Source organism: Neptunicella marina, assembly GCF_014270035.1.
GTDB lineage: Bacteria > Pseudomonadota > Gammaproteobacteria > Enterobacterales > Alteromonadaceae > Neptunicella > Neptunicella marina.
In genome coordinates, this window is record NZ_JACNEP010000008.1 from 54,254 (window position 1) to 76,552 (window position 22,299).

At 43.4% G+C, this 22,299-nt stretch carries 21 protein-coding genes; 12 read left to right on the plus strand and 9 right to left on the minus strand.

From position 1 onward, the window contains the following. Position 1: 1 nt before the first annotated feature. Positions 2 to 289: a helix-turn-helix domain-containing protein gene (locus H8B19_RS11555; RefSeq protein ID WP_186507044.1), complete on the minus strand. Its 288-nt coding sequence runs from the start codon at positions 287 to 289 to the stop codon at positions 2 to 4. A gap of 269 nt (positions 290 to 558) precedes the next feature. Then, positions 559 to 1,422 (minus strand): YicC/YloC family endoribonuclease, encoded by an 864-nt coding sequence (locus tag H8B19_RS11560; protein WP_186507045.1) that lies wholly within the window; start codon positions 1,420 to 1,422, stop codon positions 559 to 561. 133 nt (positions 1,423 to 1,555) lie between these two features. Between H8B19_RS11560 and rph the strand changes: the two genes are divergently transcribed. The 3 genes from rph to tusA are packed head-to-tail and all read left to right on the plus strand — an operon-like array spanning position 1,556 to position 3,158. After that, positions 1,556 to 2,269, plus strand: a complete 714-nt coding sequence (rph, locus tag H8B19_RS11565; RefSeq protein ID WP_186507046.1) for a ribonuclease PH — start codon at positions 1,556 to 1,558, stop codon at positions 2,267 to 2,269. Between the two features lie 9 nt (positions 2,270 to 2,278). Further along, on the plus strand, positions 2,279 to 2,920 hold the full coding sequence (gene pyrE / locus H8B19_RS11570) for an orotate phosphoribosyltransferase (protein ID WP_186507047.1): 642 nt from the start codon (positions 2,279 to 2,281) through the stop codon (positions 2,918 to 2,920). Further along, positions 2,910 to 3,158 carry a sulfurtransferase TusA gene (gene tusA / locus H8B19_RS11575; protein ID WP_186507048.1) on the plus strand — a complete coding sequence of 83 codons (249 nt, stop codon included), beginning with the start codon at positions 2,910 to 2,912 and terminating at the stop codon, positions 3,156 to 3,158. The genes pyrE and tusA overlap by 11 nt, the downstream gene beginning before the upstream one ends. Positions 3,159 to 3,195: 37 nt before the next feature. Here tusA and H8B19_RS11580 read toward each other — a convergent pair whose 3' ends face one another. The 3 genes from H8B19_RS11580 to H8B19_RS11590 form a co-directional block, all read right to left on the minus strand. Next, entirely contained in the window at positions 3,196 to 4,041 is an 846-nt protein-coding gene (locus H8B19_RS11580; RefSeq protein ID WP_186507049.1) for a class I SAM-dependent methyltransferase, read from the minus strand. A 442-nt stretch (positions 4,042 to 4,483) separates the two neighbouring features. Beyond that, complete coding sequence (locus tag H8B19_RS11585) at positions 4,484 to 5,011, minus strand: DUF1285 domain-containing protein (RefSeq protein WP_186507050.1); 528 nt, start codon at positions 5,009 to 5,011, stop codon at positions 4,484 to 4,486. 1 nt (position 5,012) lies between these two features. Beyond that, the gene (locus H8B19_RS11590) at positions 5,013 to 5,873 is read right to left on the minus strand and encodes a DUF3014 domain-containing protein (RefSeq protein ID WP_186507051.1); all 861 of its coding nucleotides are present in this window, start codon (positions 5,871 to 5,873) and stop codon (positions 5,013 to 5,015) included. A 371-nt stretch (positions 5,874 to 6,244) separates the two neighbouring features. On the opposite strand from H8B19_RS11590, the gene H8B19_RS11595 reads away from it, so the two are divergent. The 3 genes from H8B19_RS11595 to pyrC all read left to right on the plus strand — a co-directional run bounded on the left by H8B19_RS11595 (position 6,245) and on the right by pyrC (position 9,535). Beyond that, on the plus strand, positions 6,245 to 7,375 hold the full coding sequence (locus H8B19_RS11595; protein ID WP_186507052.1) for a GGDEF domain-containing protein: 1,131 nt from the start codon (positions 6,245 to 6,247) through the stop codon (positions 7,373 to 7,375). Positions 7,376 to 7,636: 261 nt separating this feature from the next. Next, the gene (locus tag H8B19_RS11600) at positions 7,637 to 8,440 is read left to right on the plus strand and encodes a PEP-CTERM/exosortase system-associated acyltransferase (RefSeq protein WP_186507053.1); all 804 of its coding nucleotides are present in this window, start codon (positions 7,637 to 7,639) and stop codon (positions 8,438 to 8,440) included. A gap of 63 nt (positions 8,441 to 8,503) precedes the next feature. Next, the gene (pyrC, locus tag H8B19_RS11605) at positions 8,504 to 9,535 is read left to right on the plus strand and encodes a dihydroorotase (protein WP_186507054.1); all 1,032 of its coding nucleotides are present in this window, start codon (positions 8,504 to 8,506) and stop codon (positions 9,533 to 9,535) included. A gap of 49 nt (positions 9,536 to 9,584) precedes the next feature. Here the strand turns inward: pyrC and upp are convergent, their stop codons facing one another. Further along, positions 9,585 to 10,214: a uracil phosphoribosyltransferase gene (gene upp / locus H8B19_RS11610; RefSeq protein ID WP_186507055.1), complete on the minus strand. Its 630-nt coding sequence runs from the start codon at positions 10,212 to 10,214 to the stop codon at positions 9,585 to 9,587. A 162-nt stretch (positions 10,215 to 10,376) separates the two neighbouring features. Here upp and H8B19_RS11615 point away from each other — a divergent pair, with 162 nt between their 5' ends. Then, positions 10,377 to 10,979 carry an acyl carrier protein phosphodiesterase gene (locus H8B19_RS11615; RefSeq protein ID WP_186507056.1) on the plus strand — a complete coding sequence of 201 codons (603 nt, stop codon included), beginning with the start codon at positions 10,377 to 10,379 and terminating at the stop codon, positions 10,977 to 10,979. A 10-nt stretch (positions 10,980 to 10,989) separates the two neighbouring features. On the opposite strand, the gene H8B19_RS11620 is transcribed toward H8B19_RS11615, so the two are convergent. The 3 genes from H8B19_RS11620 to H8B19_RS11630 are packed head-to-tail and all read right to left on the minus strand — an operon-like array spanning position 10,990 to position 14,390. Beyond that, positions 10,990 to 11,913 (minus strand): N-acetylglucosamine kinase, encoded by a 924-nt coding sequence (locus tag H8B19_RS11620; protein WP_186507057.1) that lies wholly within the window; start codon positions 11,911 to 11,913, stop codon positions 10,990 to 10,992. A 16-nt stretch (positions 11,914 to 11,929) separates the two neighbouring features. Next, positions 11,930 to 13,084, minus strand: coding sequence for an SIS domain-containing protein (locus tag H8B19_RS11625; RefSeq protein ID WP_186507058.1), 1,155 nt, complete (start codon positions 13,082 to 13,084; stop codon positions 11,930 to 11,932). A 16-nt stretch (positions 13,085 to 13,100) separates the two neighbouring features. Continuing rightward, a complete protein-coding gene (locus H8B19_RS11630; RefSeq protein WP_186507059.1) occupies positions 13,101 to 14,390 on the minus strand; it encodes a D-tagatose-bisphosphate aldolase, class II, non-catalytic subunit in 1,290 nt (429 codons plus the stop codon). 301 nt (positions 14,391 to 14,691) lie between these two features. Between H8B19_RS11630 and H8B19_RS11635 the strand changes: the two genes are divergently transcribed. From H8B19_RS11635 to H8B19_RS11655, 5 genes are all read left to right on the plus strand, one after another. Next, positions 14,692 to 17,454: a TonB-dependent receptor gene (locus tag H8B19_RS11635; protein ID WP_186507060.1), complete on the plus strand. Its 2,763-nt coding sequence runs from the start codon at positions 14,692 to 14,694 to the stop codon at positions 17,452 to 17,454. A gap of 193 nt (positions 17,455 to 17,647) precedes the next feature. Next, positions 17,648 to 18,538, plus strand: coding sequence for a DMT family transporter (locus H8B19_RS11640; RefSeq protein WP_186507061.1), 891 nt, complete (start codon positions 17,648 to 17,650; stop codon positions 18,536 to 18,538). Then, positions 18,528 to 19,631: an amidohydrolase family protein gene (locus tag H8B19_RS11645; protein ID WP_186507062.1), complete on the plus strand. Its 1,104-nt coding sequence runs from the start codon at positions 18,528 to 18,530 to the stop codon at positions 19,629 to 19,631. Before H8B19_RS11640 ends, H8B19_RS11645 begins: the two co-directional genes overlap by 11 nt. A gap of 53 nt (positions 19,632 to 19,684) precedes the next feature. After that, entirely contained in the window at positions 19,685 to 21,790 is a 2,106-nt protein-coding gene (locus H8B19_RS11650) for a glycoside hydrolase family 36 protein (protein WP_186507063.1), read from the plus strand. Continuing rightward, on the plus strand, positions 21,783 to 22,295 hold the full coding sequence (locus tag H8B19_RS11655) for a TlpA family protein disulfide reductase (RefSeq protein WP_186507064.1): 513 nt from the start codon (positions 21,783 to 21,785) through the stop codon (positions 22,293 to 22,295). Before H8B19_RS11650 ends, H8B19_RS11655 begins: the two co-directional genes overlap by 8 nt. The last annotated feature ends 4 nt before the right edge of the window (positions 22,296 to 22,299 follow it).

The following is a 22,299-nucleotide window of genomic DNA, read 5'->3' on the forward strand; positions in this document are numbered from 1 at the left end:
GTTAAATCCATTCCTCGTCTGATAAGGAGCTTGCTGTTGGCGTTAGCGCTTTCGATGTCAGTTTAATACCCAGTCCATTTAGTACAGAGAAAACCGCAGCCAGGGTGCAATTTGCGTTACCGTTTTCAATACGTGACAAGGTGTTAATTCCAATCCCACACAGTGCTGCACAGTCGGCCAGTTTAATGCCGAGTTCTGTTCGCTTGGCTTTGATCAATTGCCCCAGTATCTCTGCGTTATCGATAAAACCTGAATCAGGCATATCTGAAACCGTCACTTTCTTTGCCATGGTATGAGACGCTTTTAACCTATATTCACCATAAATGGTGATTATAGGGAGGTTCTAAGAATTTTCAAATATAATCACTGATAACGGTGAATATACGGTTGCGATTGGAGAGTTTACTAGATAATTCACCGATAATGGTGATTAATAAATGGAGAAATATGTGTAAAGTGAGATATTACTAGTGTTTAGAGTTACTAATAGTTTTAAGCTGCACCGCAACTAATAAAGAAAAGCCCCTTTAATTAGGGGCTTAGAGTATTAATGAAACACTATTCGATGTTTTGAATTTGCTCGCGCATTTGCTCAACCAGAACCTTTAATTCTACAGCTGATTGAGTGACTTCTGCGTTAATTGATTTTGAACCCAAAGTATTCGATTCACGGTTGAATTCCTGCATCATAAAATCGAGACGACGGCCACAGGCTCCGCCTTTTTTAAGAATTTTACGTGTTTCTGCAATATGGCAATTTAAGCGATCCAGTTCTTCGGCTACGTCTACCTTTTGCGCCAGCATCACCATTTCTTGTTCCAAACGGGTTGGTTCAAGTTCGATTTTGGCTTCTTCAAAGCGGCTTAGTAGTTTTTCTTTCTGCCATTCAATGATGCTTGGCATGTGTTCGGCAACTTTGGCTGCTTCTACTTCAATGCCATCTAAACGTTGTTCGATTAATTGTTTTAACGCAGCACCTTCGTTGGCTCGTACCTGAATAAATTCTTCCAGACACTGGTTAAAACTGTTGATCAGATCGGCCTGGATGCTGTCGAGATCGGTTTCTTCGGCACTGATGACACCTGGCCAACGTAAAATATCCACCGGGTTTACACCAGATGACTGGCCATGAGACTGAACCCAGTCTGCTGCGTGTAGCAATTGTTTGGCTAAATCCTGATTAAGATTTAACTGACCTACGGCTGCGTCATTGCCGCTGAAGCGCAGGGTGCATTCAACTTTTCCGCGTTGTAATTGTTTGCGGAATTTTTCTCTTAATACTGGTTCCATACCTCTGAATTGTTCAGGTAAACGGAAGTAGGTTTCAAGAAAACGTTGATTAACCGAGCGGATTTCCCAAACTGCGGTTCCCCAGTCTGCTTTTTGTTCCTGGCGGGCGAAGGCCGTCATGCTGTAGATCATAAAGTTTTGCGTTCCATATTCTGCAAATAAGCCGCCAGTATACCAATTTGTGCCTCAAGCGCGAACATTTGCGGTTTTTTGACCGAGGTAAAGTGGGTATAATTAAGCATTACATTTACCCTAAGGAAACAGCATGCGTCCAAGTGGAAGAACCGCCAATCAAATCCGCCCAGTTAGTTTTACCCGTCAATTTACCTGTCATGCAGAAGGCTCAGTTTTAGTTGAGTTTGGCAATACCAAGGTGTTGTGTAACGCCACCGTGGAAGAAGGTGTACCACGTTTTATGAAAGGTCAGGGCAAGGGCTGGGTAACGGCGGAATACAGCATGCTGCCGCGTTCTACCCATACTCGTAGTGATCGTGAAGCGGCACGTGGTAAACAAAGCGGTCGTACACTGGAAATTCAGCGTTTAATCGCACGTTCTTTGCGTGCAGCGGTTGATCTTAAACAACTGGGTGAAAATACCATAGTAGTGGATTGTGATGTGATTCAGGCCGATGGTGGTACACGTACTGCGTCTATTACTGGTGCCTGCGTGGCGTTAGTGGATGCACTTAACTGGATGCGTGCCAAAGGTTTAATCAAAACCAATCCGTTAAAACATATGATTGCTGCATTATCGGTCGGAGTGTATCAGGGTACGCCAATTGCCGATCTGGAATATGTGGAAGATTCTGCCGCAGAAACCGATATGAACGTGGTCATGACCGATACTGGTAAGCTAATCGAAGTACAAGGTACCGCAGAAGAAGAACCGTTCAGCTTTGATGAAATGCAGGAAATGATGGAACTGGCTAAACACGGCCTGCGTGAAATTTTCGACCTACAAAAATCAGCTTTAAATTAAGAGCGGCAGATGAAAGCGTATCAGATTGAATTTATTGAATTTGCACTACAGCGTAATGTATTGCGCTTTGGTGAATTTACCCTGAAATCCGGCCGTACCAGTCCGTACTTTTTTAATGCAGGATTGTTTAATACCGGACGTGATCTGGCCAAATTAGGCCAGTTTTATGCCGCCGCGTTGGTCAATGCCGGTATTGATTACGACTTGTTGTTTGGTCCAGCTTACAAAGGCATTCCAATTGCTACCACCACGGCAGTGGCTTTGGCGGATAAACACGATATCGACAAACCTTATTGTTTTAACCGCAAAGAGAAAAAAGAGCACGGTGAAGGCGGTAATCTGGTGGGCAGTGCATTAACTGGCAAAGTGATGTTAGTGGATGACGTGATCACAGCAGGTACCGCGATTCGTGAATCGATGCAGATTATTGAAGACAACAATGCCACTTTGGCCGGTGTATTAATTGCACTTGATCGTCAGGAAAAAGGTAAAGGTGAGTTGTCTGCTATTCAGGAAGTGGAGCGCGATTTTAATACGCAGGTGATATCAATCGTAACACTGGCTGATTTGGTTGAATATCTGCAGCAAAAACCGGAAATGGCGGAGCATTTAACTAATATTCAGGCGTATCGTCAGCAGTATGGCATCTGATCTTTTTAGTGAGGCGGATCATCAGCTGGATGCGCTAGGACTGCGCTGTCCTGAGCCGGTGATGATGGTGCGTTTAACGATTCGAAATATGCAGGATGGAGAAACCCTGACGATTACAGCGGATGATCCGTCTACCACGCGTGATATTCCGAGTTTTTGTCGTTTTATGGATCACCAGTTAATTGAGAGTGATACCGAATCTGCCCCCTATCGTTACCTGATCAAAAAAGGATTATGAAAAAGGCGCCAAATGGCGCCTTTTCTACATTTTATATTTATTCAGGTTTTACAAATTTGAGTAAAAAGCGGTCGCTTTCACCAATTGCTTTATATTTAGCGGCGTCGGTTTCACCCATTGCCATTGATGGTGGAAGTGTCCAAACCCCTTTGGGGTGATCTTTGCTATCTTTCGGGTTATCCAGCACTTGTGATTCTGCCACTAACTTAAAGCCGGCTTTTTCCGCCGCTGCTATAACGCGCTCGGTAGAAATGTAACCGTTACGATCCATTTCATCTTCAGTTTTAGGGTCATCCCATTGATGGTCTACGACACCTAATACGCCGCCAGGTTTTAATGCATCAAACATTGCCTGATAGGCAATATCATTGTATTTACCACCACCATTGGACGGCATCATCCAGTTATGAGCGTTGCGGAATGTCAGTACCATATCGGCACTGCCTTTTGGCGCAATATTCAGAAAATAAGGGAAATCAAAAGTGGTCACTTCAACTTCACCAAAACGCTCGGCATCACTACCCAACATTTTTAAATAAGAACCCAGACTACGGCGCATATAGCCGGTATGGGTATTAGGATTGAAATGTGCCGCGTAGAACTTACCTTTATCTTTTAAAACCGGTGCTAACACTTCGGTATACCAACCGCCACCCGGCCAGATCTCCACTACTGTCATATCTGAGCGCAGACCTAAAAAATCTAATACTTGTTTCGGTTTGCGGTATTGGTCGCGTGCTTTGTTGTCGTCAGAGCGTTTGGCACTGCTTAGAGCGGCATCAATAGCGGCTGCGGTTTGTTTATCCAGATCGGCCATTGCCAAAGGGCTGCAAAGCGAAAGCGCGACCGAACTAATGATTGATATCTTGCTGAACAATTTCATCTTGTGTCCTTGTTGTTAGGGCGTGTTGATCTTTGGTTTATGGATTTTGTTCAAATTCAAAGTCTTTTGATCGCGACGCCGGGTTGCAGCACCTCATATTTAAAATAAAGGGGCCTAAGTCCAAATCCGGTAACAAAGAGCAAAAGGCTTTGAGTTGAACCCTCTGGGCAGTATTTGTCTGCCATTTCTACGGCGTTATCGCTCACTCATGTAGAATAACTACACCACACTCGCTCTGTCTTGTATAAATGGCAGACTAACTGCTGCAAAAACACACTCCAAAGGTCAACACGCCCTGGCCAGTTAATGTTCTGCTTATTAAAGTGATGCACTTATTTTTCTTACCTGACAGCGCAATACTTTCATTCAATTCCACATCTTAGCGATAAGTAACAGACCGATAGAAACATTCAATTGTTTCATAAGGTTTCGAAAGTCGGTTTTATACTTCACCCAGGGAAAATTTATAATCGCCACTTTGCAGCATCAGGCAAGATGCATTTTGATGTTGCTCAATCTGTCCGCAAGCCGCCAGTTGGTAAAATACGTTTTGATGGATACGTGCCATTAAGTTTTCACGTATTTCGCAATAAGGCAAAACCTCTCCGGTATGAGGGGACGGTAATAATTTAATCGGATGTTGTTCTGATATACAAACTTCTTCACCCACAGATGTTGTCAGATAAATTAATCCTTGTAGTTGGTTCCATTGAGTAACAACGAAGGGCGCGTCTTCAACCTGTATAATCAACTTCTCTACCGGTGTAACCAAAAGATAAAGCTGCTCCTTGCGTCGTAATACACTGGCGAAAAGCCTGACGATTTCGGGGCGGGATATAACGGAGCCTTGATAGTGCCAGCTGCCATCATATTTAATGACTAAATCAATCTCACCGCACAGCGGTGGATCCCACTGCTGCGGCGAGTTATCTGCCTGCTTTAGTTTGTCACGCAGATCATTTAAGTTCATATCATTGGGCGTCGAGTAGCGCCTTAATTTCGCGAAGTTTGGTTTTAATCTGACGCATATTTTCCGGGCCAGTACGTAGTAGCTGTTTTTGTACCGGAGATAATTCTTCTAAGCGAGGATCTACATATTTATACATAACACTGTCGGTGGTTACCTCAATTGGTGTTGGCACTTCAGGCGTATTTAACAGGTGTTCAATCGCTTCATCTACAATCATATCGAAAGGTTGTTGAGTAGAGCCTACCTCCATATATTTGTTTTGCATCGCAGGCATATAACGTTCGAACAGTTTTACCAGCTGCTCTGAATCCATTGACGTGAATATGTCGGTATACAGGCTGTAGCGTTTAAAGCTGGAGGCATCGATCCACCAGCGATCCGCTTGCTGGTAGACTTTGAATTTTTGCTGCGGACGTTTTAATAAGCGGTGACCACTGGCAATCTGACGATTGGCAAGGTTGTCGGTAAAAACCACAAAACGTTCCAGCAAATCGTCATTGACCAGTACCTGAGCTAAGGCTTCATAGTCTGACGTTGCAGTGATTTGCTGTTTGATGGCGGAATCAGACGTATCCACCGGTTTAACAGGCTCTGGCTCCGGCACCATGGATTCTTCAGTATTAACCTCTGGCAGTGCTTCGGCGGGTTCTTCTGGCTCCGGCTCAACCTGCATTACCGGCTGTTGTGGTTCCGGCTCTTTTACTTTCACCGGGATGACATCCCTGACTTGTGGGGGCGTTTTTTCCTGCTGTTGAGAATTCCAGATGAAAAGTCCTGCAATCAAAATGACCACTAGAATAGCGATAATTATATAAGGAAGAGGAGAGCGGGATGGAGAAGTATCCGGATTTTCTTCTGTCATGATTTTTGCCTTAATTCTGCTGTTCATCAATTCAGACCACAGATTAATCAATTAGTTGGAAAAATTCATCCGTAATTTCAATACCTTCTTATTTAGTTGCGGACTATTTAAACAAATCCTCTTTTTGTATGAGCTTTGGCCGCTAAAGATCTGCTGATAATCATATTTTAAGTGGTACAAATAATATACAGTTGAGGTTAGTCGTGTAAAAATACGCATAAGGTGGTTGGCTGTGTAAAAAGGGAGCACAGCAAGTTCAATCATCTGGGCTGTGGATGTTGTTATACAACGCAGTATTAAGCGGAATAACCGATAAAAATAAATTGCCGATAGCATAACTATAAATTAGGTCTAAGCACCAAAAAACTGGCATGAAACACACTAAAAAGCATTATCTGAGTAGTAAAAGTGTATTTTTCTTCCATTTAATTGGAGGAATGGGGCTTTTTTTGTTTAGTTTCCATACTCATTCAGCGCTAAGTACAACTCAGGCTAAAATTCTTCAGGCAAATAGTCCGATAAAATATTGCCTGACCAGTAGCGAAACGTCGCATTCATTTGAACAGTATATTGGCGAGTTAAGTCGAAAACTGGCTATACCAACTCAACAACGTATTAAGTCACAAAATGATGACGTGCTTGATTGCATGCTGTTGTCACCTGAACTAACGGCGATCGCACCCAATTCATTTATTCAGCAACTTGTTATCTATCAAGATGAGGCATTAGCGATTGGGATCGCGCCATCCTTGTCACCGGTCGCAGATATTCTGGCAAATGTTGCTAATAATAATGTGGATACAGATACTCGTTTTGAGGAAAGCCACTGGTTTTTTGACTATTTCTGGTTCTGGTTAGCAACCTTTGTGTTGGTGGCGTTGTTCCTGGCTTACCGTTATTACACCCTGGCACTTCATAGTTTGATGCTGGACTCAAAAAACTTTGAACTGGACTTAAAAAACAAGGCGTTGCTGGATTTACAGGAGCAATTGCGGGCGCGCAATAAGAAACTCGAATACTTGTCTACGCATGATTCACTAACCTCTTTAGCGAATCGTCACTTTTTTAATGAAACGGTACTAAAAGAGTTAAATCGGGCGGTCCGGCATAACAGTCAGTTAAGTTTACTGTTGATTGATATGGATAACTTTAAAGCGATTAATGATACATACGGACACAGTGAGGGTGATAAAGTCCTGATTGAAACTGCGCAGGTACTAAAAAAGCAGGTTAGAAGCATCGATATTGTGGGCCGCTGGGGAGGCGAAGAGTTTATTATCTTGCTGCCCAACACCTCGCTCAAAGATGCCACCATGCTGGCTAACCGAATTTGTGAAGCGGTTATGGAACAAAATATTACTCCTGTGCAAAAAATTAGTTGTAGTATTGGTGTTTCACGCTTTAAAGATGGTGATAGTCTTGATACTGTCTTTATCCGCGCCGATAAAGCGCTGTATGAAGCAAAAGCGTTAGGTAAAAATCGGGCAGAAAGCCTTGAATAACATGATTTAACTTAATGTGTATGTGATTTGCGACAGTTTAACTAATTGAATTTGTTAAATAAAATATAAAGCAGGACTGAAAAGTCTTTTAATTCATACAGTTACTATTTAAATTGATGTTTATTTTTCATTCTAATACATGTATTACATTGAAATTTATACAAATATTTCTTTTGGCACGATACTTGTTTTGTAGTCGTGCTGTAACATTGCTGAGCAAGAGGCGCAGTGAATATCAAAAACATGGATAGGTGTTTATCTTTGGCTCGCAATTTGGAAAGTAATTTTATGCATGCGGACAACAATCTGGTTAGTCTCGATACTAAAAAGAGTACTCGTACTTTACCAGTGGTTGAAAATCAGCACCTAAGACGTTTTTTTGATTTTTTTCAGTTGGAAACAGGGTTCAATTTCAACTGTTCGCCCCAGTTATGTCAGGATGTTTTTCACTTACGTTACCGTGTTTATTGTGAGGCATTGGGATTTGAACCTGCTTCAGAATCGTCGATGGAAAAAGATCTTTATGATAGGCGTAGTGACTATTTTTCTGTTGCCCATTATGAAACGGAAAGCACAATAGGTTGTTGTCGGGTAGTGAAAAGTGAAGCTCAAAATCAACTGCTTCCAGTAGAAGAGCTTGGACAGGCTGCCTTATTTGAAGGTGAGTTACATCCATTAAATTTTACTCGTGATTCAATTTGTGAGATCTCACGCTTAACTGTGGAAGAGCAATTTAATTGTCATCAGCCGGGAGTTCCAGAACAAGAATACAAAACTTACCCCTACATTCGTTTATATCTTATTTTTTCTGCGTTACAGCATGCAGCTTCCTTAGGCCGCCCACATGTATTTACTTTGTGTGAACCTAAGTTTATTCGATACTTGCGTATTATTGGTATAAATATGCAACGTATTGGTTCTTATGTGTCGCACAAGGGATTACGCCAGCCCTGTTATATCAATGCCAGTGAATTTATGCAGAATCTTCCTGAGCAGTTCGCCCAGATGCTCGAAAGAATTGAACAGCATAATTTACAGTCTGTAAAAGAACAGGCGATCGCTTAAGTCGGTTGCTTGTTTAATTAGCAATACATACAATCCCTCTCCAGATTTTGGCAGGGGATTGTTATGAAGCAAATTACGATACGAAAACCAGACGACTGGCACTTACATTTTCGGGATAATGAACTTCTCACTGAAACAGTCGCCGCCACGGCTCGCTGTTTTGAGCGCGCGATTGTGATGCCAAATCTGGTACCGCCGGTGACAACCACTGAACTGGCAATGCAATACCAGTCCCGTATTTTGGCAGCGCGGCCTGCAGGCAGTAGCTTTACACCTTTGATGACCATCTTTCTGACCAATAACACCAGCAGCGAAGAAATTATTAAGGCCAAAGCAGCCGGTGTGGTAGCCGCTAAATTATATCCGGCTGGTGCGACCACTAATTCTGACACCGCAGTAACTAATCTGGACGCCATGTTTCCTGTTTTTGAAACCATGGCCGAACAAGGCATGTTGTTGCTGGTTCATGGCGAAGTTACCGACAGTCATATCGATATTTTTGACCGTGAAAAAGTTTTCATAGAAAAAAACTTAAGTCGCATAACAGCGCAGATCCCACAGCTAAAAGTAGTGTTTGAGCATATTACAACTGCCGATGCGGCTGATTTTGTGAGTGAAAGCCCGGATAATGTTGCCGCGACTATTACCCCGCAACATTTAATGCTAAACCGTAATGATTTATTGGTGGGAGGCATTCGCCCGCATAATTACTGTTTGCCGGTATTAAAACGCAGTACTCACCAGCAGCGTTTACGTGAAGTGGTAGCCAGTGGCTCACATAAGTTTTTCCTTGGTACTGACTCTGCACCACACGAAAAACACCGTAAAGAAAGCGCTTGTGGTTGCGCTGGTTGTTACAGTGCCTGGAGTGCGCTGGAGTTGTATGCACAAGTATTTGAAGATTTAGGGGCGCTCGATAAGCTCGAAGGTTTTGCCAGCCTGCATGGTCCTGATTTTTACGGATTACCACGTAATGAGCAGACGGTTACTTTGGTCAGAGAAGAATGGACTGTGCCTGAAAAAATTGTTTTACCTAATGGCAACGATATTGTGCCATTTCATGCGGGCCAGACAGTTAACTGGAAAATGCTGTAGTTGGGTCTGATGATGATTAAAAAAGCCTGCAAATTGCAGGCTTTTGTATTTATCGGGTACCAAATAGTTTGTCACCGGCATCACCTAAACCAGGTAAAATATAACCTTGGTCATTGAGCTTTTCATCAATCGATGCGGTGTAAATATCCACATCCGGGTGAGCCGTTGTAACAGCTTCTATGCCTTCGGGAGCCGCCACTAAAAACAAGCCCATAATATGTTTACAGCCCTTTTGTTTTAACAAATCAATGGTCGCAATTAAGGTGCCACCCGTGGCTAACATAGGATCAACAATCAGTGCGGTTCTGTCTTCGACATCTTTAACCACTTTGTCGAAGTAGGCAACTGGCTGCAAACTTTCTTCATTGCGGTATAAACCCACAACACTCACGCGCGCACTGGGGATTAACTGCATAACACCATCCAGCATTCCCAGTCCTGCGCGCAGAATCGGTACTATGGTAATTTTTTTACCTTTAAGTTGCTGAATGGTAATCGGGGTGTCCTGCCAGCCGGTTATTTCAACCGATTCACTCTCTAAGTCACGAGTGGCCTCGTAGGTTAACAGGCTGCCAATTTCACTGGCCAGCGCACGAAAGTTTTTGCTGCTGATGCCCTGTTCGCGCATCAAACCAAGCTTATGCTGAACCAGTGGATGTTTTATTTCTTTTACTGCCATAGTGTACTCCTGACACAATCTTGCTGAGCTAACGCATTACGCCTATAAAGGCAGTATACCTAAAACCCGGTGTAAATGAGGCGCCAATCATAAAACACTCCATTAGTAACATCTGTATATTAGAATGCGTTAACGCACCGGCATGGACTTATTTTCAGAAAAATGAATTATCTGGCACATCTATTTTTAGCCCAACCGACCTCAGATTCTCATTTTGGTAATTTGCTGGGGGACTTTAGCCGTGGCATTGATGTATCGAAATATTCAGACTCGGTGGTTGCGGGTTTGCAAAATCATCGTTTGGTAGACAAATTTACTGATAATCATAAGGATATAAGATTAGCTAAACAGCTGTTTAGTCCCGAATATCGGCGTGTTGCCGGTATTGCGCTTGATATATTGTTTGACCATTTTTTAATTAAACACTGGTCTGAGTATGCACAGGTATCCTGTGATTCCTATTGTCAGCAGGCCTACACACTACTCGCTGTTGAGCTAAACAAAATGCCAGCCAGAATGCAACGTGTGGTGACAAGCATGGTTGAGCACCAGTGGTTACAAAGTTATCAGCAAATAAATGGCGTAACTTACGCGTTGCAGAGAACGTTGTCGCGCATCCGGTTTGAGCATGACTTTGTTGGCATAGTGGATGAAATAGAGCCCAATTATGTTGAGCTTGAAGAGGTGTTTTTAAATTTTTTCCCTGCACTTATGCAACATGTTCAACAACGAGCTATTGAACATGTTGATAAGACTGGTATTTAAAAATGATGAGTTATTGAGCCGATAACAGGCGTGCATATAATGCCGCCCCCACATCTGGTGTGGTCTGTGGCTGATGGATTTGATAGTCATCAGAAAAATGCGCCATAGCTTGTTTAAATGGGGTCATAATTAATTCCCCTGCTTTGAACACACCACCAGAATAAGCAATATTTACCGGCTCGCCAGCCACATAATCCAACTGCTTGCGACTTGCGTCTACAATCTTAGCCAGTTGTAGTGCTGCATCATTGAATATTGTTTTGGCGGCGATATCATTTTGCTGTGCAGCCTGATAAACCAAGGTTGAAACATTAGCAATAGCACCACGTTCACCTTTCCAGTCCGATAACACCAAAGCACAAATATCCAGGTCTTGTTGAATATTCAGTTTTTGTTTGATGATGTCGTATAACGGCCCTTTTTCACACCGGCCATCGCTCATATGCGTAAACAGCTCTAAACCGCGACGTCCAATCCAGTAGGCGGAACCTTCATCACTAAAGAGTTCGCCCCAGCCGCCACAACGAACTGATTTGCCCTGACGCTGACCGTAAGCAATTGAGCCGGTACCAGCAATGATATTAATGCCATCACCACCACCAAATGCCGCCGCCCAGCCGTTGATCATATCGTTGCCACACTGGTATTTCTGGGTGGGTAACAGCCTACCAGGCATGGCGTTTAGGGTTTCCAGCATGCTGGAGTCTTCGCCGTAGGCAGGCAAACCAAAAAAAGCATATTTGAGTTGCTGAATTGGGATGCCCGCCTTGGTAAACACAGCCTGAATTCCGTTATGCAATACTTTTTGTGCGCCTTCAATTCCCACTTCTATGTAATAACAGGTGCCGTCTAAATGCTGACTGACAATTTTATTATCGTCATCAAGTAAAACGAAGGCGGTTTTGGTTCCACCGCCATCTACGCCTAAATACATCTATTGTCTCCCGCTGTTACTTTAGAGGGTGAATATTAACGCCTTGCACAACTCGGTTAACGGTACCGGAAGCACTGGGGTTGTCTGGCGTATTGCCAACATTGATTGCGCTAAAGAATGAATACATCTGGGCACAGGCAATATAGGGTAGCAATAATAACGAATCACTCTGTTGTGACAGTTCAACCATACTAATGCTATCCGGTAAATTGGGTATGTCATCTGTGGAGGTCGTGATCGCTAATACATGGCCTGCTTCTGCATCACTATTTAGTTCTAACAGCAGATCCACATCATACTTTCTGGTGTAGCTATCGTTGGCAATAAAAACTACCACTAACGTTTGATTGTCCACCATGGTTTTTGGTCCGTGGCGGAAGCCCAAAGGACTATCAAATGCAGCTAACGTTTTGCCATCGGTTAGTTCCAGCAGTTTTAAAGCACTTTCCTGAGCGAGTCCTTTAAAAATACCACTGCCGAGATAAACGACACGTTTGAACTGTTGTTTAGACAAGTTGTTTAGTTTATCAACCTGAGTGTTAAATAATGAACTGGTGGCATCGATACATTGTTGTAACTGAGTTTTGAAGTTTTCAGCAGGACAAAATAAATATAAAGCGCTGAGTAACATACAGCTAAAGCTGGATGTCATAGCAAAACTACGGTCATTGGTTTCAGTTGGCATTAATACTGTTTTACGTTTGTTTCCGTTGCAATGTTTAGCCAACAATCCTTCTTCATTACATGTCAGTGCCAGTTGATAGCAATCTGTTACTAACTGTTCAGCGATTTTTACCGCCGCCACACTTTCAGGGCTGTTACCAGAACGGGCAAATGACACCAGTAAAGTGGGAACATCAGTCTGGAAATATTCATGCGGGTTGGAAACCAAATCGGTAGTCGCAATCGCTTCGGCACGAATATTGTGATGTTTCATCACAAGTGGTGCTACACATTGTCCTGCAAAAGCAGAGGTGCCGGCACCTGTGAAGATAATGCGCATATTTGGTGTTGATAAAATCGGTTTGAGGAATTCATCCAGTTCGGCCTGCATCTGCTCCAAATTCTGCACCGCCGTCAGCCAGCTGGCTGGTTGCTGGCTAATTTCCCGCGCTGTCCAATAGCCATCCAGTTGTTCTAGTTGTGTATCTGAATAGGTTAAATAAGTCATAAATAACTGGGGTCCTTTATATCGCTGCTATTGTTGTACCACAAGCAATGGAGTACTGCTTAAGCACAAGAGATATTTTATGTAAAATCAGTGCTTTACAGGAGTATTCAAGCTCATTGGATTGCAGAGCATGATATTGTTCCGGCATGTATTGACTGATTAAAGTTAATGGAGGCGGATTTTTATCCAGATTGCTTATCAGTCTGGACAGAGATTTTGTTACCTCAGGATCCGGCCAGTAGTAACGTATTCTGTCGCTAAGGCTGTACTGACAGTCAATCAATTGAGCTAATCCATCTGCTGAATAATACTTTTTCCAGTATTTAGGATTATCCTGCATTGCCTTTAACAAGGTGTCCCGAAGTTCGCTAAGTTGGCCCTGGGTAACCCACTCCTGTTCAATTCGTTCCAGTGCAAAGCAGGCTTCACGTAATGCAAACGTTAACCAGGGGCCGACTTTTAAGATAGCAAAGTGGTTGCTAACTAAATCTGTCAGATGTTGTTGCGACTGATAGTCTGTGGAATGCGCTTCAAAAACCATGTTGGGTTGAGTTGCAACAGATTCACCTAGTTCTTTAGCTTTTTCCGGTTCGAAATGGATGATTTTATGTGTACCAAACTCCACACCCGGTTGCACAACTAAACCAATAATGCGTGGCCAAACATCGGATAATCCGGCTTTTTCAAACTGCTGCTGATGAATTGCTATGGTCTGATTTGCCGCGCTTACAGATGTTACTGCCAATTCATCTTCATCTTCAGACGTGCCGCCCGGAACCGGAACTTCAGTACCAATAACGTAAACAGGCGCATCCAGTTTGTTTTTTTGCCAGGTTCGTTCTGCAACTGCACATAAAGTGGCTGCTCTTTCTGCAACCTGATTATCAGTTAAAGGTACGGGATCGCCTTTACAGGACATGGAACAATCTAAATGGATTTTTTGGAATCCTGCCGCAACATATTGTTCAATCAGTACTTCAGATTTTGCCATGGCTTCTGCGGCAGGCAGATCCTGCCAGCAATTTGGACCCAGATGATCACCCCCCAATATTACTCGCTCTAAAGATAAACCTTGTTCGCTAGCCATTGAATAGATCATTTTGGCAAAGTCGCTGGGTGTCATACCAGTGTAACCGCCATCCTGATTTACCTGATTGGATGTTGCTTCGATTAATAATATTTCGTTATGTTTCAAGGCATGTGAAATGGCCGCTTCGATTACTAATGTGTTAGCTGTACACACAGAATAAATACCAACATGTGCGCCATTTTTATGCTGTTTAACTTTATTAAGTAGTTCTTTCATTAACCCTCCTGTGCAGGATGTTTCATTCCTTAACTATTATCTTGAGCGGATTATGAGATATAAAATGTACAATGTAAACCAATAAAGTTTCATTATGTTTCTTTATGGTTGTTTTTGCGGGCTTTGAGGGCGTTTTTAATATTGTTGTGGTTTTTGTTTGTGTTTATTTTGTTTCTTTAGGTTGTCTTAAGTGTTGACTTTTGATTATTTGCTATACATTATGTTGTAAAGCGATAGTGAAATCTTTCAATTACATATAAAATGCTCTATTAAATGAGCCAATAAAATCAAGGTGATACTTATGCTAAGGAACACAGTTAAAACCTTTAAGAAATCAGCACTAAGTTATGCTGTATTAGTTGGTTTATCTTCAAATTCTGTTTATGCGCAGGACAACTCTGCAGCACAACAACCCAGTGCAGATACCGAAGTTATTCAAGTTACCGCCGTGCGTGGGAGTCTGGAAAAGTCGGTAAATATCAAACAAAACGCGAAGTCTTTGGTGGATTCAATCGCCGCTGAGGAATTGGGGCGTTTCCCTGATGATAACGTGGCAGACTCGTTATCACATATCTCTGGTATTACGGTTAGCAGAACGCGTGGAGGTGAGGCTCAATACGTTAATATCAGAGGGTTAGGTCCGGAATTCAGCATAGTTACCTTAAATAATCGTATTCTTGCTACTGATGACGGCGGCAGAAACTTTGCCTTTGATGTTATCCCGTCTGAAATGATTAACGGCGCCGATGTATGGAAAACCGTTCAGGCTAAGAATATTGAAGGTAGTATTGGTGGTGCGGTTGACCTTAAGTCAGCTCGTCCACTGGATAATCCCGGTCAACATGCGGTAGTGTCGTTAACCGGTGATTACAATGATTTATCCGAAGAAGTAGGTAAGAAGTTTAACGGAATTTACAGCAATAGCTGGGACGACGATAAGCTTGGATTTATTGTTGGACTGACCCACGCCAGAGGTGTTGAACGTTCAGATGACATGATCGATAACTTCTTTTTTGGTGTTCAGGACGAAATGGAATATGACGTTAACCGTGATGGTGTTATCGGGGATAACGAAAAAAATCTGGTTATTCCGGGCTCATATGCATTAGGTGCCTATGCAACTGACTTTAAGCGAACCGGGGTGACATCCAGTTTTCAGTGGCGACCAAGTGATAAGTTTGAATTAGCCGCGGATGTAATGGTAACTCGTTTACAGGCTGATGCGACTGGCTACACCGAATCTTTCTATATGGCGGATGAAAGTGAAGCTCAGAATCGTTTATCTAATATGGTATTGGACGGTAATGTTGTTACTGCAATGGATGTAGCTGATGTCGCCATGGAAGTGGTAACACTGGACGAACACCGTACAGTTGATACCAGCCTGTTTGGTTTAAACGCCAAATATCAGGTTAACGAAGATTTTGACTTAGAAGCAGATGTATATCGTTCTCAGTCCAAGCGTGATTCGGGTGGTAAAGATACCTTTGTTGTTGCGGGATCTCCCGGGGCGCATAGTGGTCACTATGAACTGAATAAAGGTGGTTTGCCTGACTATATTCCAAACTGGACAGGTGGACGTACTTCGGATGATTTTGGTAACGACGACTTTTCTCCGCACTGGGCGGAGCGTTATGGAAGCGATATCGAAGATACGGTCACAGGTTACACCTTAGATGGAACCTATGGGCTGGATTTTGATGATGTTACGACCGTATTTGCATTTGGTGCCGCTTATACCAGCCGTAATAAAACCAACAAAGCTTATGATAATGATGAGCTAGGCGCGTGTAATTATTGTGGTTATCCGTTTACCTTTGGCGAAGTGGGTGCCGATGTAGTACGCCCTTTCCCTTACGATAATTTATTTGACGGTGACTCTGCCAATGTGCCGCGTTCTTTCCCTATTTTCAGTATTCCGGACTATGCTGCGGGTCTGGCTGCAGCTGATGGCAAAACATTAGTTGATTTTGATGGCAATGAACGTACTTTCGGACCAAATGAATCTGACTTATGGGAGCCTGTTTACAACCCGGTGAATTCTTACGATATCGAAGAAGATACCACTGCCTTGTATGTACAAGCGAATCTGGAAGGCGATACATGGTTTGCCAATGCTGGTTTGCGCTGGATCCAAACTGAAGTGACGTCCTTATATTCCTATAACAATATCGAATCTATCGAAATTGTTAATCCTAATTCCTCTAACCCGTCGTGGGATGTAACTTATTCAGACAGCGCGGCACAACAAGCCAACGGTCAGTACAATAAGTTACTACCGGCCATCAACGTCGGGATTTACTTACAGGAAGATTTATTACTACGTGCGGCAGCGGCACAATCATTGTCGCGTCCAACGCTGGATCAACTGGCGCCATTAACTACTGATAATGCGCAGTCGGGTCTGTTTACCATGAACATCAGTGGTAATCCTAATATTAAACCTGTGTATTCTGATCAGGCAGATATTGCGCTTGAATGGTACTTTGAAGAAGGTGGTTTAATCAGTGGTACCGTTTTCTGGAAAAGTCTGGAAGGGTTTATTACCTCTAATACCACGCGTGTAGAAATTGCCGGCGAGAGCTTCCAGGTAACGCAGCCTATCAATGGGGATTCGGCTAAGGTGCTGGGCTTGGAAGTTGGTATTCAGAAACTGTTTGATAATGGTTTTGGCTTTAATGCTAGCTACGCCTATACAGACACCAGCACAGTGGTTGATGGTGAAGATGCAGGTGCACTTCCTGGTGTTGCAGATAAGTCGTTCTCGGTTTCATTTATTTATGAGAAAGACCGCCTTAGTGCACAACTGGGCCTTGATTATACCGGTGAGCTGGTGACTGATACCTTCAGTCCTTTAGGTGATGATTATCACACCACCATGGAAGCACAATCCATTGTTACCGCATCTGTTAAGTACAATGTGATTGAGAATGGTCAGATTTTCCTTGAAGGACAGAACTTACTGGATGAGTCTAACCGGGTATTCCAGGGCAGACCTGATATCCCTGCGTCTTTACAGCTTTATGGACGCACATTTAAAGCGGGCTTCCGTTACAATTTTTAATTGTGCCTGAATACCCCGGTGCTGTTTTCAGTACCGGGGTAGTGTTATTCATCGTTTGGCTTGAAATCATTCAAACCCACACATGAGTTAATACTCCCACTAAAACCCTGCTGTTCCGCTTTTTAAGTTGCATTGTTATAACAGCAGTACAAATCATAAAAATAAAATTTATTGCTGTAACAGGAAAAACGCTATGCAATCAAAACGCTGGTTGGTTTATGCCCTTATAACTACCCTTACCTGGGGATTGTGGGGCGCACTTACTGCGGTTTTCGCGTCCGAATCCGTGCCTTCTACTGTGGTTTACAGTATTTGGGCTGTCACTATGATAGTGCCTTGTATCGTGGCACTGAAACGCATTGGCTGGAAACTTGAGGTTGATGGCCGCTCAATATTTTTGGGTTGCGCTATTGGTTTTCTCGGTAGCGGCGGGCAAATGTTGTTGTTTTATGCAGTTAACAGTGGTCCGGCTTATCTGATTTTTCCTATCGTATCGCTCTCACCGATTGTGACCATTATCCTGTCCTTTATGTTGCTTAAAGAACGTACAGGTTGGTTAGGTATCACCGGTATTGTTTTAGCCTTAATGGCGTTACCACTATTTGAATATTCTCCAACCAATGATCATCAGCATTACGGTGTTTTATGGTTTGTGCTGGCGTTAGCTGTGCTGTTTGCCTGGGGGATTCAGGCGTTTTGCATGAAGTTTTCAAATAACCATATGAGCGCCGAAAGCATTTTCTTTTACATGACGGTTACCGCATTGGCGTTGATTCCGGTTGCTGTTGCCATGACTAATTTTGATGGCTCTTTGGATTTTAGTGCCAATACCCTGCTTAAAACGGCAGCTATTCAAGTACTTAATTCAATTGGTGCCTTATGCCTGGTTTATGCATTTCGCTACGGTAAAGCCATTGTTGTTGCGCCGCTGGCTAATGCCGGTGCACCTCTTATTTCAACGGTTTTAACCATTTTATTGTTAAGCGTTGTTCCCACCACAGTCAAAATTATCGGCATTATTTTAGCCACCATCGCCGCCGTTATTTTGGCAATGGAACCAGAGGATACTGAACATGAAAATTAATAAACAACTCTATTTAAGCTTGATTGTGGGTGGATTGCTGGCTGGCTGTACGACTGAAGGTGAATCCGTTCGTGCTTCAACTGACGCTCACTACAGCATGCAGGATTTTTCCAGTGTGAAGAAAATCGATGTGCATGTACACGCCAATAAGTCCGACCCGGCCTTTGCTTTACAAGCTCAGAAGGATGGCTTCCAATTATTAACCATCAATGTTGATTATCCGGACTTCCCCTCCATCGATAAGCAGAATGAGATAGCGTTAAACCTCATTCACGACTATCCGAAAACGGTTTATTACGCGGCAACCTTTTCCATGCAAGGCTGGGGAACTGAAGGTTGGGCAAAGCAGATAAATCAACAGCTGGACAAAGAAAAGCAACAGGGCGCTGTTGCGGTAAAAGTGTGGAAAAACATTGGCATGCAATTCAGGGATAAAAACAATCAACTGGTAATGATTGATGACCCCGGTTTTGATCCTATTTTCGAACATCTTGCGCAACAGCATATGCCTCTGATTGGTCATCAGGGAGAGCCTTACAATTGCTGGCTACCCGTTGAAAAAATGAGTGTGAAAAACGATCAGGAATATTTCAGCAATCACCCTCAGTATCACATGTATTTGCACCCTGAAATGCCATCCTACGAACAGCAAATGGGTGTGCGAGATGCAATGCTGGCTAAAAATCCGCAATTACCCTTCATGGGCGCACATATGGCAAGCCTTGAATGGAGCACTGACAAAATGGCGGAATTTCTCGACCGCTTTCCTCAGGCAGTAATTGATATGGCTGCCAGAATGGGTCAGTTACAAGCCCAGTCACAGAAAGACCGTGAAAAAGTGCGTCAGTTTATGATCGATTATCAGGATCGTATTTTATACGGCACTGACCTGACCTTTTCACCTGAAGCTGATGACGCACAGTTTAGTGCTGAAGCGCATCGGGTATGGCTTGCTCACTGGCGTTATCTTAATACTGACGACGTGCTGCAGGTTTCCGATTTAGATGGAGAGTTTAATGGGCTGGCGCTGCCTAAAACTGTGATTGATAAAATTTATTATCAGAACGCACAGCGCTTTTTCAATATTCAGTAAATGAACCCTATAACCCCAGCCGATAGAGCCGAACGTAACTGACGGAGAGTGACATGCAAAACAAATTTCACCTGTGGATGACCATGCTTTTAGGCATACCACTTTTTTTAAGTGGATGTGCCACCACATCTGAAACCCAGAGTGACACCTATAAAGTGGGTCAGGCTGGTGTAACACTGGAATTTAACCAGAGCTTACAATCGAGAGTCATTAGTCATCTTAATCAGGAAGGCAAATCACTTGGTGACTTTGGTTACAGTGAATACGTGCTGTTGTCTTCCGGAGAAAAAATCACTGATTTTAATGTGACCGACGTGACCACTGGCACAGTCGACTCTGAGTTAGGTCATGGGCAGCAAACCTTACTTACCGGTCAGTCTGCACAAGGTATTCGCAAAAGCGTTAGTGTGCAGTCGTATCCGGACTATCCGGATATGTTGTTTGTAAAGGTGAGTTATACCAATACCAATGCCGAACCACTTGTTATTACGCAATGGGTTCAGAATGCTTATCAGTTAAAGGTTAATTCGTTGTTGTCGGGCGTGGATTCTGATGCGCCAGCGTTCTGGGCATTTCAGGGGGCATCCCATGCTGATCGTCGTGACTGGGTGATGCCATTAATTCCAGGTTATAGTGAACAAAACTACATGGGCATGAATGCCTCTGACTATGGCAGCGGTACGCCGCTTATCGATGTCTGGCGTAAAGACGTGGGTTTGGCTGTAGGTCATCTGGATTTGGACCCGCAGTTAGTTTCTTTACCCGTAAGTTATCCTGCATTGCAGCAGGGCGCGAGTCTGGCGGTGGAATTTGAAAAACACATTAAGTTAATGCCAGGTGAAACCTTGCAAACACTGGATACCTTTGTTGCTGTGCACCACAAAGATTATTACGCCACTTTGGTTGATTATCGAAAAGTCATGGCTAAAAAAGGTCTGGTGATGGCAGATGTACCAGATGCAGCCTATGAACCTATCTGGTGTGCATGGGGCTACGAGCGTGACTTTAGCGTTGAAGAAGTAGAGAAGACCCTGCCTAAAGCCAAACAGCTTGGCCTTGAATGGGCGGTACTGGACGATGGTTGGCAAACGTCGGAAGGTGACTGGTATCTGGATAAAAACAAGTTCCCCAATGGCGATAAGGATATGAAGGCTTTGGTAGATAAAATCAAAGCAGCAGGTTTAAAAGCCAAATTATGGTGGGCACCTCTGGCGGTTGATCCTGGTACTGATTTATTACATGACCATAGCGATATGTTATTGCTCGATCAGGATGGTGCGGTACAGGATATTACCTGGTGGAACAGCTTCTATTTATGTCCGGCCTATTCAAAAACCCGCGAAAATGCGGTTCGATTAGTCAAAAAGATTATTGGAGAGTGGGGATATGCTGGTCTGAAAATTGATGGACAGCATCTGAATGGTGTTCCTCCTTGTTATAATCCGGCGCATCATCACGCATCTCCGCAAGATTCAGTCAATGAGCTGGCAGAGTTCTGGAAGCTCATATACGACACCGCCATTGAGATTAATCCTGATGCTGTGGTGGAAATCTGCCCCTGTGGTACGTCATACGCTTTCCACAATCTGCCTTATATGAATCAAACCGTCAGTTCTGATCCGCTGTCATCCTGGCAGGTGCGTTCGAAAGGTAAAACGCTTAAAGGTTTAATGGGGCCATCTGCACCCTATTATGGTGATCACGTTGAATTGAGTGATAACGCCAGTGATTTTGCGTCCTCATTTGGTATTGGTGCCGTGCTTGGCAGTAAATTTACTTTGCCGTCACCGAATAACAAAGCGGCTGCGGCGTTTGTCTTAGATGCTGAAAAAGAGAAAACCTGGCAACACTGGTTTGATTTATATAACAAGTTAATGCTGCCAAAAGGTGAGTACCTGGGTGATCTTTACGACATTGGATTTGACTACCCGGAAACACATGTGGTCAGAAAAGACGGCAAAATGTTTTATGCTTTTTATGCTCCGGACTTTGATGGAACTGTTGAATTCCGTGGTTTACAGCCGCAGAAATACCGTGTTGTTGATTATGTAAATAATCGCGAACTGGCAACCGTCAGTGCCGATCCGCAAAAGGGTACTGCAACGCTGGCAACGCAGTTTAAACAATACCTGTTAGTGGAATTGATCCCGCTTGACTAGATCCTATTTACAATTCTGGTTGTTTTGCACGCTGCTGTTTAGTCTGATAACAGCAGCGTCAGCAACAGAACGTGGCCAGATTGCCCCGGATTTTGAATTACCTGTTTTGCAACAGGAGCAAGCCATAAACCTTGCGCAGTATCGCGGTAAGGTTATTTATGTGGATTTTTGGGCCTCTTATTGCGTAGCCTGCCGTTTAACTATGCCGGTGTTAAATCAGTTAAAAGCGCAATTTGGTGAACAGGGATTTGAAGTCCTGGCGGTGAATATTGATGAACATCAGCGGGAAGCGCTGGCTGAGATGCAAAAACAGTCTCTCAACTATCCGGTTTTATGGGATCAAAACGGCGACGTGGCGCACGACTATGGTGTGCAGGTTTTACCAAGTGGATATTTAGTCGATGCACAAGGAATTGTCCGGCTGGTTCAAATAGGCATGTCGCAAAAACATCAGCAATTTCTTGCTGCTGTGATCGATAAGCTGTTGGCTGAACGCATCAACTAAGGTA